The organism is Pseudomonas sp. NCIMB 10586 (genome assembly GCF_023127895.1).
In the GTDB taxonomy this organism is placed as follows: Bacteria; Pseudomonadota; Gammaproteobacteria; order Pseudomonadales; family Pseudomonadaceae; genus Aquipseudomonas; species Aquipseudomonas synxantha_A.
Genome location: NZ_SPKQ01000018.1, coordinates 410431 through 426102, shown reverse-complemented (window position 1 = coordinate 426102; position 15672 = coordinate 410431). Strand labels below are relative to the sequence as shown.

Here is a 15672-nt window from a genome sequence, read left to right as displayed (position 1 = left end):
AAGGGCGATGGAACTCATTGAAGCTGCAGTTCCTACAAGGGAGGCGTCAGGCCACGAATTGCTCTGCGTAGTGGCAAGCCACCTGCCGATTATCCAATGGTCGCAACAGCGGCTCCTCGCTGCTGCAGCGCTCGGTCGCATACGGGCAGCGCTTGTGGAACGCGCAGCCAGGTGGCGGGTTCAGCGGGTTAGGCAGTTCGCCGACGATTTTGATCTTCGGCTTGTTCGGGTCCGGGTGAATGGTCGGTGTGGCCGACAGCAGCGCCTGCGTGTACGGGTGCAGCGGGCGGGCGTAGATGTCTTCCTTGGGGCCTACTTCCACCGGGCGGCCGAGGTACATCACCATCACGTCGTCGGCGACGTGTTGCACCACCGCCAGGTTGTGGGAGATGAACACGTAGGCGGTGTTGAATTCCTGCTGCAAATCCATGAACAGGTTGAGCACCTGGGCCTGGATCGACACGTCCAGCGCCGAGGTCGGTTCGTCTGCCACCAACACTTTGGGTTGCAGCATCATCGCCCGAGCCAGTGCGATACGTTGGCGCTGACCACCGGAGAACATGTGCGGGTAGCGCTGATAATGCTCAGGGCGCAGGCCCACTTGCTTCATCATCGCCTGGACTTTTTCGCGGCGCTCGGCGGCGGACAGGTTGGTGTTGATCAGCAACGGCTCCGCCAGTTGATCACCGACTTTCTGGCGTGGGTTCAACGACGCATACGGGCTTTGGAAAACCATCTGCACGTCTTTACGCAATTGCTTGCGCTGGGCCTTGTCGGCACCGGCCACTTCCTGGCCGGCAATTTTCAAGGAGCCCGAAGACGGCTCTTCAATCAGCGTGAGGGCACGGGCCAGGGTGGATTTGCCGCAACCCGACTCGCCCACAACCGCGAGGGTCTTGCCGGCTTCCAGCTCAAAGGACACGCCATTGAGAGCACGCACGGTGGCGTGGCCCTTGAACAGGCCACGGGACACTTCATAGTGACGGGTGAAGTCGCGGGCGGTAAGTACGACGGCCATTACGCCACCTCCTGGTTCAGCGGGTAGAAGCAGCGGGCGAGGCTGTTGCTTTTCGGATCAAGGCTTGGACGCTGGGCGCGGCAGGAGTCCTGGACATACGGGCAGCGCGGTGACAGCAAGCAGCCCTGCGGACGGTCATAGCGGCCGGGAACGATGCCCGGCAGCGTGGCCAGGCGCGTGGCGCCGAGGCTGTGCTCCGGGATCGCCTTGAGCAGCGCTTCGCTGTACGGGTGCGCCGGAATGTCGAACAGTTGCGGCACCTGGCCGACTTCCACCGCTTGGCCTGCGTACATCACGCATACGCGCTGGGCGGTTTCAGCCACTACCGCGAGGTCGTGAGTGATCAGCACCAGGCCCATGTTCTGCTCTTTTTGCAGGGCCAGCAGCAGTTCCATGATCTGCGCCTGGATGGTCACGTCCAACGCAGTGGTCGGTTCATCGGCGATCAGCAACTTGGGCTCGCCGGCAATCGCCATGGCGATCGCAACACGTTGGCTCATACCGCCGGACAATTGGTGCGGGTAGGCATCCATACGGCTGGCAGCGCCTGGGATCTCGACTTTTTCCAGCAGTTCGATAGCCCGCTTGCGCGCTTGCCTGCCGGACATTTTCAAATGCAGGCGCAGCACTTCTTCGATCTGGAAACCCACGGTGTAGCTGGGGTTCAGCGCGGTCATCGGGTCCTGGAACACCATCGCCAGGTCTTTGCCGACGATCTGGCGGCGCTGGCGGTTGCTCAGCTTGAGCATGTCCTTGCCGTCGAAGTTCAGCGCATCGGCGGTAACGATGCCGGGATGCTCGATCAGGCCCATCAGCGCCATCATGGTCACGGATTTACCCGAGCCCGACTCGCCAACGATCGCCAGTACTTCGCCTTTGTCGACCGACAGGTCGAGGCCATCGACCACTGGTACGGCGGTCTTGTCGCCGAAGCGGACGTTGAGATTCTTGATTTCTAACAGTGACATGGGAATCTCCTCAGGCGGCGTTCTTGAGTTTCGGGTCCAGCGCATCGCGCAGGCCGTCACCCATCAAGTTGATTGCCAGCACGCTGAGCAAAATGGTCAAGCCAGGCAGGCTCACGACCCACCAGGCGCGTTCGATGTAGTCACGGGCCGAAGCCAGCATGGTGCCCCACTCGGGGGTTGGCGGTTGTACGCCAAGGCCGAGGAAGCCCAGGGCCGCGGCATCGAGAATCGCCGAGGAAAAGCTCAAGGTCGCTTGTACGATCAGCGGCGCCATGCAGTTAGGCAGCACGGTGATGAACATCAGGCGTGGCAGGCCGGCACCCGCGAGGCGGGCGGCGGTCACGTAGTCGCGGTTCAGTTCGCCCATCACCGCGGCGCGGGTCAGGCGCACGTAGGACGGCAGCGACACGATAGCGATGGCGATCACGGTGTTGATCAGGCCAGGGCCGAGGATGGCGACAATCGCCACGGCCAGCAGCAGCGACGGCAGGGCCAGCATGATGTCCATCAGACGCATGATGGTCGGGCCGAGCAAACGCGGGAAAAAACCGGCGAACAGGCCCAGCAGGATGCCCGGGATCAGCGACATCACCACCGACGACAAGCCGATCAGCAACGACAGGCGCGAACCCTGGATCAGGCGCGAGAGCAAGTCACGCCCCAGTTCGTCGGTGCCGAGCAGGAACTGCATCTGCCCGCCCTCCAGCCACGCCGGTGGGGTCAGCAGGAAGTCGCGGTATTGCTCGCTGGGGTTATGCGGCGCAACCCAGGGGGCGAAGATCGCGCAGAACACGATCAGCAACATGAACAGCAGGCCGGCAACCGCGCCCTTGTTCTTGGAGAAGGCTTGCCAGAATTCTTTGTACGGGGACGGGTACAGCAGGCTCTGATCGACTGCTGACACTGGAGTAGAGGTAGTCATGGTCATGATCTCAGCGCTGGTGACGGATGCGTGGGTTGGCGAAGCCGTAGAGGATATCCACCACGAAGTTCACCAGGATCACCAGGCAGGCGATCAGCAGAATGCCGTTTTGCACCACCGGGTAGTCCCGCGCGCCAATGGCTTCGATCAGCCATTTGCCGATGCCGGGCCACGAGAAGATGGTTTCGGTCAGTACCGCACCGGCCAGCAGCGTGCCGACTTGCAGGCCGACCACGGTCAGTACCGGGATCAGCGCGTTGCGCAGGCCGTGCACGAATACCACGCGCGCCGGCGACAGGCCCTTGGCCTTGGCGGTGCGGATGTAGTCCTCGCGCAGTACTTCAAGCATCGATGAGCGGGTCATCCGTGCGATCACCGCCAGCGGGATAGTACCCAGCACGATAGCCGGCAGGATCAGGTGGTGCAGGGCGTCCCAGAACGCGTCCGGCTCGTCGGCCAGCAGGGTGTCGATCAGCATGAAGCCGGTGCGCGGCTCGATGTCGTAGAGCAGGTCGATACGCCCGGAAACCGGGGTCCAGCCCAGGCTCACCGAGAAGAACATGATCAGGATCAGGCCCCACCAGAAGATCGGCATCGAATACCCCGCCAGGGAGATGCCCATCACCCCATGGTCGAACAGGGATCCTCGCTTGAGTGCCGCGATCACCCCGGCCAACAGGCCCAGGATACCGGCGAACAACAGCGCGGCCATGGACAGTTCCAGGGTGGCGGGGAAGAGGGCGGTGAATTCGGTCCACACGCTGGTGCGGGTGCGCAGCGATTCGCCAAGGTCGCCCTGGGCGAGCTTGCCGACATAGTCCAGGTATTGCGCATACAACGGCTTGTTCAAGCCAAGGCGTTCCATTGCCTGTGCGTGCATTTCGGGGTCAACCCGTCGCTCGCCCATCATGACTTCTACGGGGTCGCCTGGAATCATGCGAATCAACGCAAAGGTCAGCAACGTGATGCCGAAGAACGTGGGGATCAATAACCCCAGTCGGCGGGCAATAAAACTAAACATCTTGGTGTGTACCTCAATCAGCCGGTTAGGCAGGTCCGGCACCGCCAGTGTCGACGGTGCCGAGCGTTTTTCTTATTACTTCACCTGGGTGGTGGCGAAGTTATTTGTACCCAGAGGGCTTTGGGTGAAGCCTTCTACGTTCTTGCGCATGGCGGTGAACAGTTTCGGGTAAGCCATGGGAAGCCAGGGTTGGTCTTTTTCGAAAACATCCTGTGCTTGTTCATAGAGCGCGGCCCGTTCGGCCGGTTCCGCGATTGCACGGGCTTTGTCGATCAAGTCCTGAAACTCTTTGTTACACCAGCGGGCGTAGTTTTCGCCGTTTTTGGCTGCATCGCAACTCAGGTTCGGGGTGAGGAAGTTATCCGGGTCGCCGTTATCACCGACCCAGCCCGCCGAAACCATGTCGTGCTCGCCGTTTTTAGCCCGCTTGAGCATCTCACCCCATTCCATGACTTTGATGTTGATCTTCAGGCCGATCTGGGCCAGATCCGCCTGCATACGCTGGGCGCCGAGCATCGGGTTAGGGTTGGTCGGGCCGCCGCCGTTGCGGGTGAACAGGGTGAACTCGGTGCCTTCCGGCACGCCGGCTTCCTTGAGCAGGGCGCGGGCCTTGTCCAGATCACGGGGTGGGTTCTTCAGTTTTTCGCTGAAACCCAGCAAGGTCGGTGGGTAGGGGCCGGTGCCGACTACTGCATTGCCTTTGCCGAACAGCGCTTCGGTATAGCCGGCCTTGTCGAACGCGATGTTGATAGCGTGGCGTACCCGCGCATCGCTCATGTATTTGCGGGTGGTGTTCATCGCGGTGTAGCTGGTGGTCATCGCCGCCAGTTCATCGACTTTCAGGTTCGGGTCTTTCTTGATGCTTGGGATGTCATCCGGCTTGGGGAACAACGCGATCTGACATTCGTTGGCCTTGAGCTTTTGCAGGCGCACATTGTTATCGGTGGTGATCGCCAGAATCAGGGGGTCGACCGCCGGCTTGCCGCGGAAATAGTCCGGGTTGGCCTTGAAGCGCGCCTGGGCATCCTTTTGATATCGATTGAAGACGAATGGGCCAGTGCCGATAGGCTTGGCGTTGAGGTCTTCAGTTTTACCGGACTTGAGCAACTGGTCGGCGTATTCCTTCGAGTGGATTGACGAGAATGCCATGCCCAGATCGGCCAGGAATGGAGCTTCAGGACGGGTCAGGGTAAAGACGACGGTGTGGTCATCGGTCTTCTCTACGCTCTTGAGCAGTTCCTTGAACCCCATGCTTTCGAAGTACGGGTAGCCCACGAGGGACTTGTTATGCCACGGATGATTCGGGTCCAGCTGGCGCTGGAAGCTCCAAAGCACATCATCGGCATTCAGGTTGCGCGTGGGTTTGAAATAGTCGGTGGTGTGGAACTTGATGTCGTCACGCAGGTGGAAGGTGTAGGTCAGGCCATCGGCGCTGATTTCCGGCAGGTCTTTAGCCAGGGCGGGAACCACTTCGGTGGTGCCGGGCTTGAAATCCACCAGACGGTTGAACATGGTTTCAGCGGCGGCATCGGCGGTCACGGCGGTGGTGTACAGGACCGGGTCGAAACCTTCCGGGCTGGCTTCGGTGCACACCACCAGCGGTTTGGCCGAAACGCCGATCGCCACGCTCAACAGCGCGGCAGCCATGGCGGCTTGTAGCGGGAGCATTTTCATTCAGAGCCCTCTGCAATCGATGGAACCAGAAAAGCGTAGACGGCGAACTCGTCCTGAGTCCGCCGCCTGCCTGGCGCTAATTAAAGGATGTTGAATGGGATGGTGGTGACCAGACGGAACTCTTTGATGCTGCCGTCGGATTGGAACTCGCTGCCACGGTGTTCAACGTAGGTGGCACGAATTGCGGTGGCCTTGAGCGGGCCGCTCTGGACCGCGTAGGAAGCGCCGATACCGTATTCCTGGTGCTTCTCGCCGTCCTGGGACTGGATGCCGTCGTAACCTTTGCCGACTACACCGCGGTTACCGGTGTAGTGGGTGCCGTCGATGCCCCAGCCGCGAGCGGAGTAGGCGTTGAACTTAAGGCCTGGCACGCCGTATTCGGCCATATTGATGGCGTAGGCGATCTGGAACGATTTCTCGTTCGGGCCGTTGAAGTCGGACGTCAGGGAGTTGGCCAGGTAGATACCGTTGGTTTCGTGCAGGTAGTCGAAGTACTCGTTACCGTTCACGGCCTGGTAGGCGAAGGTCAGGCTGTGGGCCTGGTGAGTCAGGCCAAAAGACAGGGAGTAGGTATCGTTGTCGATATCCCCCATCAGCTTTTTGCCTTCATCGACGGTCTTGTAGTAGTTGAAACCGGTGGTCAGCGCCAGTTGCTGGCTGTCACCCAGTTCATGGGTAGCGCCGAAGTAGTACTGGTTCCAGAAATCCTTGACGTTGGCGCCGAAGAAGCTGGTCTTCAGGCTCTTGAATGGCTGGTAGTTGGCGCCCAGGGTATAGACCTTGTCGGTTTCAACCTTTGCGCTGTTGGTGTATTCGGAGCGGAATTTCGACAGGCTCTGTTCGCTACGTGGCGAAACGCGGTCAAACACGCCGCCCTGGAACGACAGGTTGCTGAACTCTTCGCTGTTGAAGCTCACACCCTGGAAGCTTGAAGGCAGGGCACGGTTGCCGATGGTGTCGACGATGCCGCTGCTGAAGTTCTGGCGACCGGCGGTCAAGGTGGTGTTGGACACGCGGAACTGCACGTTGGCCAGGCCCAGTTTGCTCCACTGGTCTACGGCGTCACCGTTGGAGTCCGCCAGGGTACGGTTGGAGCCGCCCTTGATATCACGCTTGCTGCGGTCCAGTACCAGAGCGTTGTAAACCGCCACTTCGGTCTTGACGCCGACAGTGCCCTGGGTGAAACCCGAGCTGGCGTTGAGGATGGTGCCCTGTACCCAGTTGGTACGGTTACGGTCGGTCAGGGTCTGGCCATGCTTCTGGTACGCGAAGGTGCCCCCACGATATTTGCTTTCATGGGAGTACCAGTTACGTGTGGTGCCGCCAAGGCTGAAGTCTTCAACGAAGCCTTTAGCCTCGCTTTGGGCGCTGGTGCCGGCCAACGTGGTAGGAACGAAGTCCTGGCTTTGCGTTTCAGCGTAGGCGGTTGCCGTGATGCTGCTGATGGCCAAGGCCAGAAGCGCTTTGCTGCTCAGTTTCATGGGTGAAGCTCCTTTGGTTCTCTTTTTTAATGCCGGTCTTTTTAGGTGAACCGGCTATTGGGTGTGGAACTCGTTCAAGCCTGTGCAAACGTTTGGCGTAGGAAATTTCCCAACAAAAGCCTGCGCGTTTGCCGGGAAGCGAACTTCGCTCCCCGCAATCCGGTTATTTTCTTATGGGGTAATGCTGACGCCCGAGAACACGTTGCGGCCGAAGGGGCTCACCTTGAAACCTTCGACTTTGGCGCTTAACGGCTGGTTGACCGTCGAGTGGGCGACTGGCGTGATCGGCACCTGCTGCTTGAGCAGTTGCTGCGCCTGTTTGTAAAGAACAGTCCTTTGTTCGCGGTCGGTCACGACCTTGGCTTGCTTGATCAGCTTGTCGTACGCCGGGTCACACCACATGGAGTAGTTGTTCCCGCCGATGGCGTCGCAGCTGTAGAGGGTGCCCAACCAGTTGTCCGGATCACCGTTGTCGCCGGTCCAGCCAATCAGGCTGACATCATGCTCACCGTTCTTGGTGCGCTTGATGTACTCGCCCCATTCGTAGCTGACGATTTTGACTTTCAGACCGATCTTGGCCCAATCGTTCTGCAGCATCTCGGCCATCAGCTTGGCGTTGGGGTTGTACGGACGTTGTACCGGCATCGCCCACAGGGTGATCTCGGTGCCTTCCTTGACGCCGGCGGCCTTGAGCAGCTCCTTGGCTTTTTCCGGGTTGTAGGCGGCGTCCTTGATGCTGTCGTCGTAGGACCACTGTGTCGGCGGCATGGCGTTGACCGCCAGTTGCCCTGCGCCCTGGTACACAGCGTTGAGGATGCTCTGCTTGTTCACCGCCATGTCCAGCGCCTGGCGCACTTCAAGCTGGTCGAACGGCTTGTGGCGCACGTTGTAGGCGATGTAGCCGAGGTTGAAGCCAGGCTTGGTCAGCAGTTGCAGGTTCGGGTCGGCCTTCAGCGCGTCTACATCGGCGGGGCGCGGATGCAGGGTGACCTGGCATTCGCCGGCCTTGAGCTTCTGCACCCGTACCGAGGCGTCGGTGTTGATGGCGAAGATCAGTTGGTCCAGCTTGACGCGGCTCGGGTCCCAGTACTGTTTGTTGCCCACGTAACGTATCTGCGAGTCTTTCTGGTAACGCTGGAACACAAATGGGCCAGTGCCGATCGGCTTCTGGTTGATGTCGCTGGGCTTGCCTTGCTTGAGCAACTGCTCGGCGTATTCGGCGGACAGGATTGCAGCGAAACTCATGGCGATGTTCTGTACGAACGCGGCATCGACCGTGTTCAAGGTCATCACCACCGTGTGCGGGTCGGTTTTTTCGACCTTGGCGATATTCTTGTTCAGGCTCATCCCGTTGAAGTACGGAAACTCGGTAGGGTAGGCCTTGCGGAATGGATGCTCGGGGTCAAGCATGCGGTTGAAGGTGAACAGCACGTCGTCGGCGTTGAAGTCGCGCGTCGGCTTGAATTCCTTGTTGCTGTGGAACTTCACCCCCTCACGCAGGTGGAAGGTGTAGGTCAGGCCATCTGGCGAAATATCCCATTTGGTCGCCAGCCCAGGTACTACGTCGGTCGCGCCTTTTTCGAATTCAACCAGGCGATTGTACAAAGGCTCTGCCGCATCGTTGTCGGTGGCCGTGGTGTATTGCGCAGTGTCAAACCCTGCCGGGCTGCCTTCGGAGCAGAACACCAGGCTCTTCTTTTCGGCGGCCTGGCCCATCGTGGCCACGGCCAGCAGGCTGGTGGCAAACATCGCGGATAGAACAGTGGTATGGCGCATGACGATCCCGATCCTTGTTTGTAGTTATCAACAGCAACCCTCCCGCTGGCCATGGCCAGGAAGACATCACTGATCCCACGCACAGCAAGTGCCATTTCCCAGAGTGATGCCTCTGCTGTCCTACGACGTTATGGGACGCGGACCTTGCAGTAAATGCGCCAATTCTGACTGGACTTGTAGGTAACGGAGACACAAGGCGCAGTTCGTTGCTGTAGGACGGCAACGCTTACAAATGTGGTCTGTTTCCTATGGCCCTGGCGGATGGAATAACGGCGACGTTGTGAAACGTCGCCGTTATTGATCCTTACTTGCCGCTTACGCTAACGCCGTAGAAGGAGTTCAAGCCAAATGGGCTGATCTTGAAGTCCTGTACGGTATTACGCATGGGTTGATACACCGTCGAGTGCGCGATAGGTGTCATCGGGACTGCATCTTTGAGGATATGTTGCGCCTGCTTGTACAGCTCGGTGCGTTTGGCGACATCCGATGTGGCCTTGGCTTCTTTCACGATGCCGTCGAATTTCTTGTCGCACCACTTGGAGAAGTTGTTGCCCGACAGCGAGTCGCAGCCGAACAGCACGTTCAGCCAGTTGTCCGGGTCACCATTGTCGCCGCTCCAGCCAATGATCATGGCCTGGTTCTCGCCGCCTTTGGAACGCTTGATGTACTCGCCCCATTCGTAGCTGGTGATCTTGACCTTCAGGCCGATCTTGGACCAGTCGTTCTGCAGCATTTCAGCCATCAGCTTGGCGTTCGGGTTGTACGGACGCTGAACCGGCATGGCCCACAGGACGATTTCGGTACCTTCCTTGACGCCGGCTTCCTTGAGCAGCGCCTTGGCTTTCTCTGGGTCGTACTTAGCGTCCTTGATGCTGGTGTCGTAGGACCATTGGGTCGGCGGCATGGCGTTGACGGCCAGTTGGCCGGCGCCCTGGTACACGGAGTCAATGATCTGCTGCTTGTTCACCGCCATGTCCAGCGCCTGGCGTACGCGCAGGTCAGCCAGCGGGTTAGGCTGGTCGCTGCCCTTGACCTTGTCCATCACGTTGTAGGCCACATAGCCCAGGTTGAAACCGGCCTGGTGCGGCAGCTTCAGGTCTTTGTCTTCGCCCAGCGCCTTTAGGTCGGCCGGACGTGGGAACAGAGTGATCTGGCATTCGTTTTTCTTGAGCTTCTGGATACGCACCGACGGGTCAGTGGTGATGGCGAAGATCAGGTTGTCGATCTTCACGTCTTCAGGTTTCCAGTAGTCCTTGTTGCCGGTGTAACGAATGTTCGAATCTTTCTGGTAGCTCTTGAACACGAACGGGCCAGTGCCGACCGGCTTCTGGTTGATGTCGGCGGGTTTGCCTTCCTTCAACAATTGCGCGGCATATTCAGCGGACTGGATCGAAGCAAAGCTCATGGCCAGGTTCTGGATGAAAGCCGCGTCCACGGTGCCAAGGGTGAACTTGACGGTGTGATCATCGACTTTCTCGATGTTCTTGATGTTGGTGTCCATCCCCATGTCCGTGAAGTACGGGAACTCGGTGGGGTAGGCCTTACGGAACGGATCGTCTTTGTTGATCATCCGGTTGAAGGTGAACAGTACGTCGTCAGCCGAGAATTCACGAGTAGGCTTGAAGTACGGGGTGGTGTGGAACTTGACGCCTTCGCGCAGGTGGAAGGTATACGTCAGGCCGTCCGGCGACACATCCCAGCTGGTGGCCAGGCCAGGAACGACGGCGGTGCCGCCACGCTCGAACTGGCTCAGACGGTTGAACATGGTTTCGGCCGAGGCATCGAAGTCTGTTCCGGTGGTGTACTGGCCTGGGTCGAAACCGGCCGGGCTCCCTTCGGAGCAGAACACCAGGTTAGTTGCCGCCAGGGCTACGGGGGCTGCGGCCATAAGGCCAGCGCTCACTAATAACGGAAGGACTGCGTGTTTAAGCATGTTGGCCTCATGATTTGTTGTCATTTTTGGTGGTGAGGGCGACCTCGTGAGTCGGCCTGCGGATACTTTATGCAGGCGCCATACCCAATGCAAGATGCTGAACGGTTACGAGCGGTAAACAGTGGTACGAACGTACAGGAATGTCGCAATTATGAAAGTTTTGCCATAAATGCGTCGATTTGATGGTTTTTTTCGGTGCAATGTGCGCACCAAAAAAGCCCAGCCGAGGCGTCTAGCGCACTCGGTTGGGGCGTCGATGTTACTTATCTAGACTCACGCCGTAGAAGGGCGTCAGTCCAAACGGGCTGATCTTGAAGTCGCGCACTTCCTTGCGCAGGGGCTGGAAAACCGTCGAGTTCGCAATAGGCGTTATAGGTACCTGTTCCTTAAGGATTTTCTGCGCCTGTTGATACCACTTGATGCGCTGCTCGCGATCATTGCTGACCTTGGCTTGCTGCACCAGCTTGTCGTAGGCCGGGTTACACCATTTGGCATAGTTGCTGCCCTTGACTGCGGCACAACTGTAGAGCACGCCGAGCCAGTTGTCCGGGTCGCCGTTGTCGCCGGTCCAGCCGTAAATCATTGCGTCGTGTTCGCCATTTTTAGCGCGTTTGATGTACTCGCCCCACTCATAGCTGACGATGTTGGCTTTGATGCCGACCTTGGCCCAATCCTGTTGGATCATTTGTGCGGACATCCGCGCATTGGGGTTGGAGGCGCGTTGCACGGTCATCGCCCACAGATTGATGGTGGTACCTGGTGCAACCCCTGCTTCTTTTAGTAGCAACCGGGCTTTGCTCGGATCGTAGGGGGCATCCTTGATGCCTGGGTCATAAGACCACTGCGCCGGCGGCAATGCGTTCTGCGCCAATTGTCCGGCGCTCTGGTAAACGGCCTTGATGATTGCTGGTTTGTCGATCGCCATGTCCAGCGCCTGGCGCACCTTGAGTTGGTCTAGCGGCGGGTGCGTTACGTTGTAGGCCAGGAAGCCCAGATTGAAACCCGCTTGTTGCAGCACGCGCAGATTGGGATCTTGCTTCATCACGTCGATGTCGGCAGGACGTGGGTAACCGCTGATCTGGCATTCACCGGCCTTTAGTTTTTGCAGGCGCGCAGCGGCGTCCGGGGTGATCGCAAATACCAGGTTATCGAGCTTTACGTCCTCGGGCTTCCAGTATTGTGTGTTGGCCACATACCGGATCTGCGCATCTTTCTGGTAACGCTTGAACACAAACGGCCCGGTGCCGATGGGCTTTTGATTGATCTGCTCGGCCTTGCCCTCTTTCAACAGCTGGGCGGCGTATTCGGCCGATTGCACCGAGGCGAAACTCATCGCCAGGTTCTGTACGAATGAAGCATCGACATTGTTCAGGTTGAAACGCACGGTGTGTTCGTCGAGTTTGTCGACGCTCTTGATCGTGGCGTTCAAGCCCATGTCAGTGAAGTAGGGCGATTCGGAGGGGTAGGCCTTGCGAAACGGGCTGTCGGCATCGAGCAAGCGATTGAAGGTGAACAACACATCATCGGCGTTGAAATCACGGGTCGGGGTGAAGAAGTCGGTGGTGTGGAACTTGACGCCATCGCGCAGGTGGAAGGTATACGTCAGGCCGTCCTTGGATACATCCCAGTTCGTGGCCAGACCCGGTTCTACCTCGGTGCCACCGCGCTTGAACTGAGTCAGACGGTTGAACACGGTTTCGGCGGACGCGTCAAAATCGGTGCCGCTGGTGTACTGGCTGGGATCGAACCCGGCGGGGCTGGCTTCGGAGCAGTAGACCAGGGTGGTTGCGGCCTGGGCCATCGGCATAAAAGCCAGTAGGCTTGCGGCGAGGAGCAGTGGCTTGACGGCGATTCTTTCCATGGAGACCCCTGAAATGGCAGGCAGACCAAAGCTGCCTAAACGAAAACGGCGGTCACCGAGGTTACCGCCGTTCTGGTTACTCAGGTAGGGACATCTGCATCAAAGGGGGCCTTGATTACTGAGGGAGATCATCGGGGATCGAGACTTCCAGTTGAGTTGGAGCGTAATCGTCAATCGTGTAAAGGTCGCCGGACACGTCATTGTTCTCGCGAATGGTGAAGGTTCTGACGGAGGTTGCTTCTAAATCCGGAATCACTTTTGGAACGTGATCGCTGACATCGCTTACAAACCACGTGGTGACGACTTTGACTCGGGCTTCACTGTTTATCGGGTCGTAATCAATAAAGTAAGAAGTATTGCTTGCTGTGACGCCGTAGCCTTCTTTTAAGCTTTGGAGCAACTCCCAATTGGCGGGAAATACTGATCCTTGATGGGCAACCTCGGAGATACGGGATCGCAGTTGTGCATCGGGAATCTCTTTCTCGAATTTCTTTAGACGGCTCAGTCTTGTCGCTTCGGGTGTGTCTGCACTGGCGTCCAACGGCACCTCGATATCGCCGCCTTTTGAGCTTTTGATGACCGTGTAGTTGTTACGATTCAGGTCGGGAAGAAAGTTCTCTGAATAATTGGTCTCGCTCAGAGGCGTAGGAGCCGCTCGCTCCGAGGGCAATACTTCGAACTTCTCCTTGGGGGCCTCCCAGCCAATATTCAGCTTTCTTTTAACAACGCCGTTTTCTTCATAGCCGCGGGTCGATACGGCGTAAGGTCTGGTCTCATCCACTTTCATGAATTGGTCGAATCTGTCGGCTCGCGCCACGGCCTGTTGATCGACATCGGCGAACAGGTCCGAAAAATGGGGGGTCAGATTTTCACTAGGTGTTGGCGATGGTGAGCGCTGCCACGGCCACCTCACCCCCCCATTGGCTGCATTGCGAACCCAGTTTCCGTCACCGGCTGAATGCACGGTCAATACAATCTTTCCGGAGCGATCAATAATCTGCACGTAGTCATTGCTAGGTTTGAAGTTGCTTTTTATTTCATATACGCCAGGGACGCCTGTCCCATCGGTGTAGCGAATAAACCAGCGATCTTCGTCGGTGGCGGTGTTCTTGAGCTGATAGATGCCCTTCTGGTTGTGCGTGGCCTTTTCAATCAACTGCTCGCCGTCAGGGATGGCATATTCGCTGATCATCCCCGCGTGACTGGGCCGCAACGGGTTCACCTGGGGCGTCGAGTGATTTGCAACCGGGTTGGTATCACTCTCGCTCAACGCGTTTGGCGTGCGCAAGAGTTCAAGATCGCTAGTGTCCTGACTGAATCGCCAGCTGTAGGGTTTTGCGCTGGGAGCGCCAGGTGTCAAAACCGCCTCCCCAAGTCCGGCTTCCACTCCAATGGGGGCAATCTCGTGCGCCAGTTGCAGGCTGGAAATTACCGCCGCGGCGTTACCTGCGACACGATCATCAGCCGTCTTGCCGTAGAGGCCATCATGTACGCCGAAGACAATGTTGCCCACATTGCCTACGATCGGTAAGTAACCAAACGTTTTACCCCAAAACTCTTTGGCTGCTTTCCAACTTTGTTGGGAGGCGCCAAAGACCTCGGTTTGATCGGTCCAGCGTGCATTCTTGGCATTTATCGCCTGGTAGTGGGGGGCAATACCGTTTTTAAGGTCGCCAAATTTCAAGTAGTAATCGCTGTCTCGCGATTGTGTGTAATTGAATGTCTCCCGGACCGGTACGGCCTGATCTGTGAACGGGCCTTTTCTTCCTGGAAACGTAGAACGGTTATCCTGAATCAATGCATTGAGTACATACCCGGCCCCTACCCAGTGAGCATCATGACCGCCTTGCCTGTCACGAGCGTTGAAGCGGCTAACCAATTGAGCCTGATTGTTTTTAGCCCAACTGGCAAAGTCGTCATCACCGTGTATTTCACGGGCGGAGCCATTCTTTAAGTCAATCATCAGTCCCTTATTCGGGCGGTGGTCATAATCACCGTGATAATTGATATAAGGAATAAATGCATAACCCTCTAAGGGATAGCCATATATGTTGGGGATTACCGCGTTTCCGTCTTCTTCAAGTGTGCGGACAATGGCGGCCCGCGCAGCGGGGGTTAGGTGTTTGTTACTGGAATTGTCGTCATGCAGACTTTGTAATATTCCTCGCAACACATAGGCATCCGCTTTGCCCGATCGCTTCGCCAGTTGCCCCGAGGCGTCGCGCATGGGCGCCGCTATTTCATTTTCCCAATGGCCTTGGAGTTGGCTGCCCAAGGATTCCAGTTCGTGAAGCTTGTTTTTATCTTGCGGGTTGATGTGCATGCCCTGGAAGTTCAACGGGCCGCCCCTTGACACCTTGTCGTGCGCAAGAGCGCCGGCTGCAATCTCCCATGCAAAATAGGTGCGTACCTCCTTGTTGGTTTCCTCCTGGGGCTTGCCCATTCCTACATAGGAGTGGAAGGTCACCGAGATTTTTTCATGGGGATCGTAGCCGGCTGCTAGCAACCCGCCGCTGAAGTAACCTGCGGGTTCAAGAAACAGGCGAGTTTGCTGGAACTTGATATTGCGTTCTGAGTCGCTGCCATTTTCGATGTGTTGAATGTGCGCGACGACTCGACCGGCATAGGCATCGATACGATGCATTCGCTCTTGCTGTGTATAACCCGCGTTTGGCGGAATAACGTTGACTGACCCATAGATGATGCTTTTGGAAGCATCGAGCTCATGGGCGGGTGTAGGCAAGGGGAACGGGGGTTGGTCGAGCAATTTTTTTGGATGTTTTGAAGAGGTTTCTTCTGCCTGCTGCCGGGTTTGCGTTGCGGGCAAATCATCAAGCGCTCGACGCTGGCGATAGTGTGTGGGAGGGAAAGAGGGAACGACGAGTGTGGGAGCGAGAGACGGCGTTATATTCATTATCGACTCACATTAATTATTGGGTAAATAACTGCCGTTCATCGAGAAACAAAGAAATCGATATGTGTGATGTTCTGTTGTCAGTACGTCCGTGTGTGGCAAAT

General features: G+C 57.7%; 10 protein-coding genes. All 10 read right to left on the bottom strand.

Annotation, left to right across the window (positions count from 1 at the left end):
• Window positions 1–46 precede the first annotated feature (46 nt).
• The 10 genes from E4P01_RS09890 to E4P01_RS09845 all read right to left on the bottom strand — a co-directional run bounded on the left by E4P01_RS09890 (window position 47) and on the right by E4P01_RS09845 (window position 15568).
• Window positions 47–1018 carry a peptide ABC transporter ATP-binding protein gene (locus tag E4P01_RS09890; RefSeq protein ID WP_248129982.1) on the bottom strand — a complete coding sequence of 324 codons (972 nt, stop codon included), beginning with the start codon at window positions 1016–1018 and terminating at the stop codon, window positions 47–49.
• Window positions 1018–1986 (bottom strand): ABC transporter ATP-binding protein, encoded by a 969-nt coding sequence (locus E4P01_RS09885; protein ID WP_057701629.1) that lies wholly within the window; start codon window positions 1984–1986, stop codon window positions 1018–1020. The genes E4P01_RS09890 and E4P01_RS09885 overlap by 1 nt, the downstream gene beginning before the upstream one ends.
• A gap of 10 nt (window positions 1987–1996) precedes the next feature.
• A complete protein-coding gene (locus E4P01_RS09880) occupies window positions 1997–2908 on the bottom strand; it encodes an ABC transporter permease subunit (protein ID WP_005784738.1) in 912 nt (303 codons plus the stop codon).
• Between the two features lie 10 nt (window positions 2909–2918).
• On the bottom strand, window positions 2919–3929 hold the full coding sequence (locus E4P01_RS09875; RefSeq protein WP_003171721.1) for an ABC transporter permease subunit: 1011 nt from the start codon (window positions 3927–3929) through the stop codon (window positions 2919–2921).
• Window positions 3930–4004: 75 nt separating this feature from the next.
• Window positions 4005–5603: an ABC transporter substrate-binding protein gene (locus tag E4P01_RS09870; protein WP_216090738.1), complete on the bottom strand. Its 1599-nt coding sequence runs from the start codon at window positions 5601–5603 to the stop codon at window positions 4005–4007.
• Between the two features lie 80 nt (window positions 5604–5683).
• Window positions 5684–7084 carry an OprD family outer membrane porin gene (locus E4P01_RS09865; protein ID WP_078820283.1) on the bottom strand — a complete coding sequence of 467 codons (1401 nt, stop codon included), beginning with the start codon at window positions 7082–7084 and terminating at the stop codon, window positions 5684–5686.
• Window positions 7085–7255: 171 nt separating this feature from the next.
• Entirely contained in the window at window positions 7256–8860 is a 1605-nt protein-coding gene (locus E4P01_RS09860; protein ID WP_032877813.1) for an ABC transporter substrate-binding protein, read from the bottom strand.
• A gap of 304 nt (window positions 8861–9164) precedes the next feature.
• The gene (locus E4P01_RS09855; protein WP_005784750.1) at window positions 9165–10793 is read right to left on the bottom strand and encodes an ABC transporter substrate-binding protein; all 1629 of its coding nucleotides are present in this window, start codon (window positions 10791–10793) and stop codon (window positions 9165–9167) included.
• A 259-nt stretch (window positions 10794–11052) separates the two neighbouring features.
• Window positions 11053–12654: an ABC transporter substrate-binding protein gene (locus E4P01_RS09850; protein ID WP_216090739.1), complete on the bottom strand. Its 1602-nt coding sequence runs from the start codon at window positions 12652–12654 to the stop codon at window positions 11053–11055.
• Between the two features lie 115 nt (window positions 12655–12769).
• Complete coding sequence (locus tag E4P01_RS09845; protein WP_216090740.1) at window positions 12770–15568, bottom strand: hypothetical protein; 2799 nt, start codon at window positions 15566–15568, stop codon at window positions 12770–12772.
• Window positions 15569–15672: the final 104 nt, after the last annotated feature.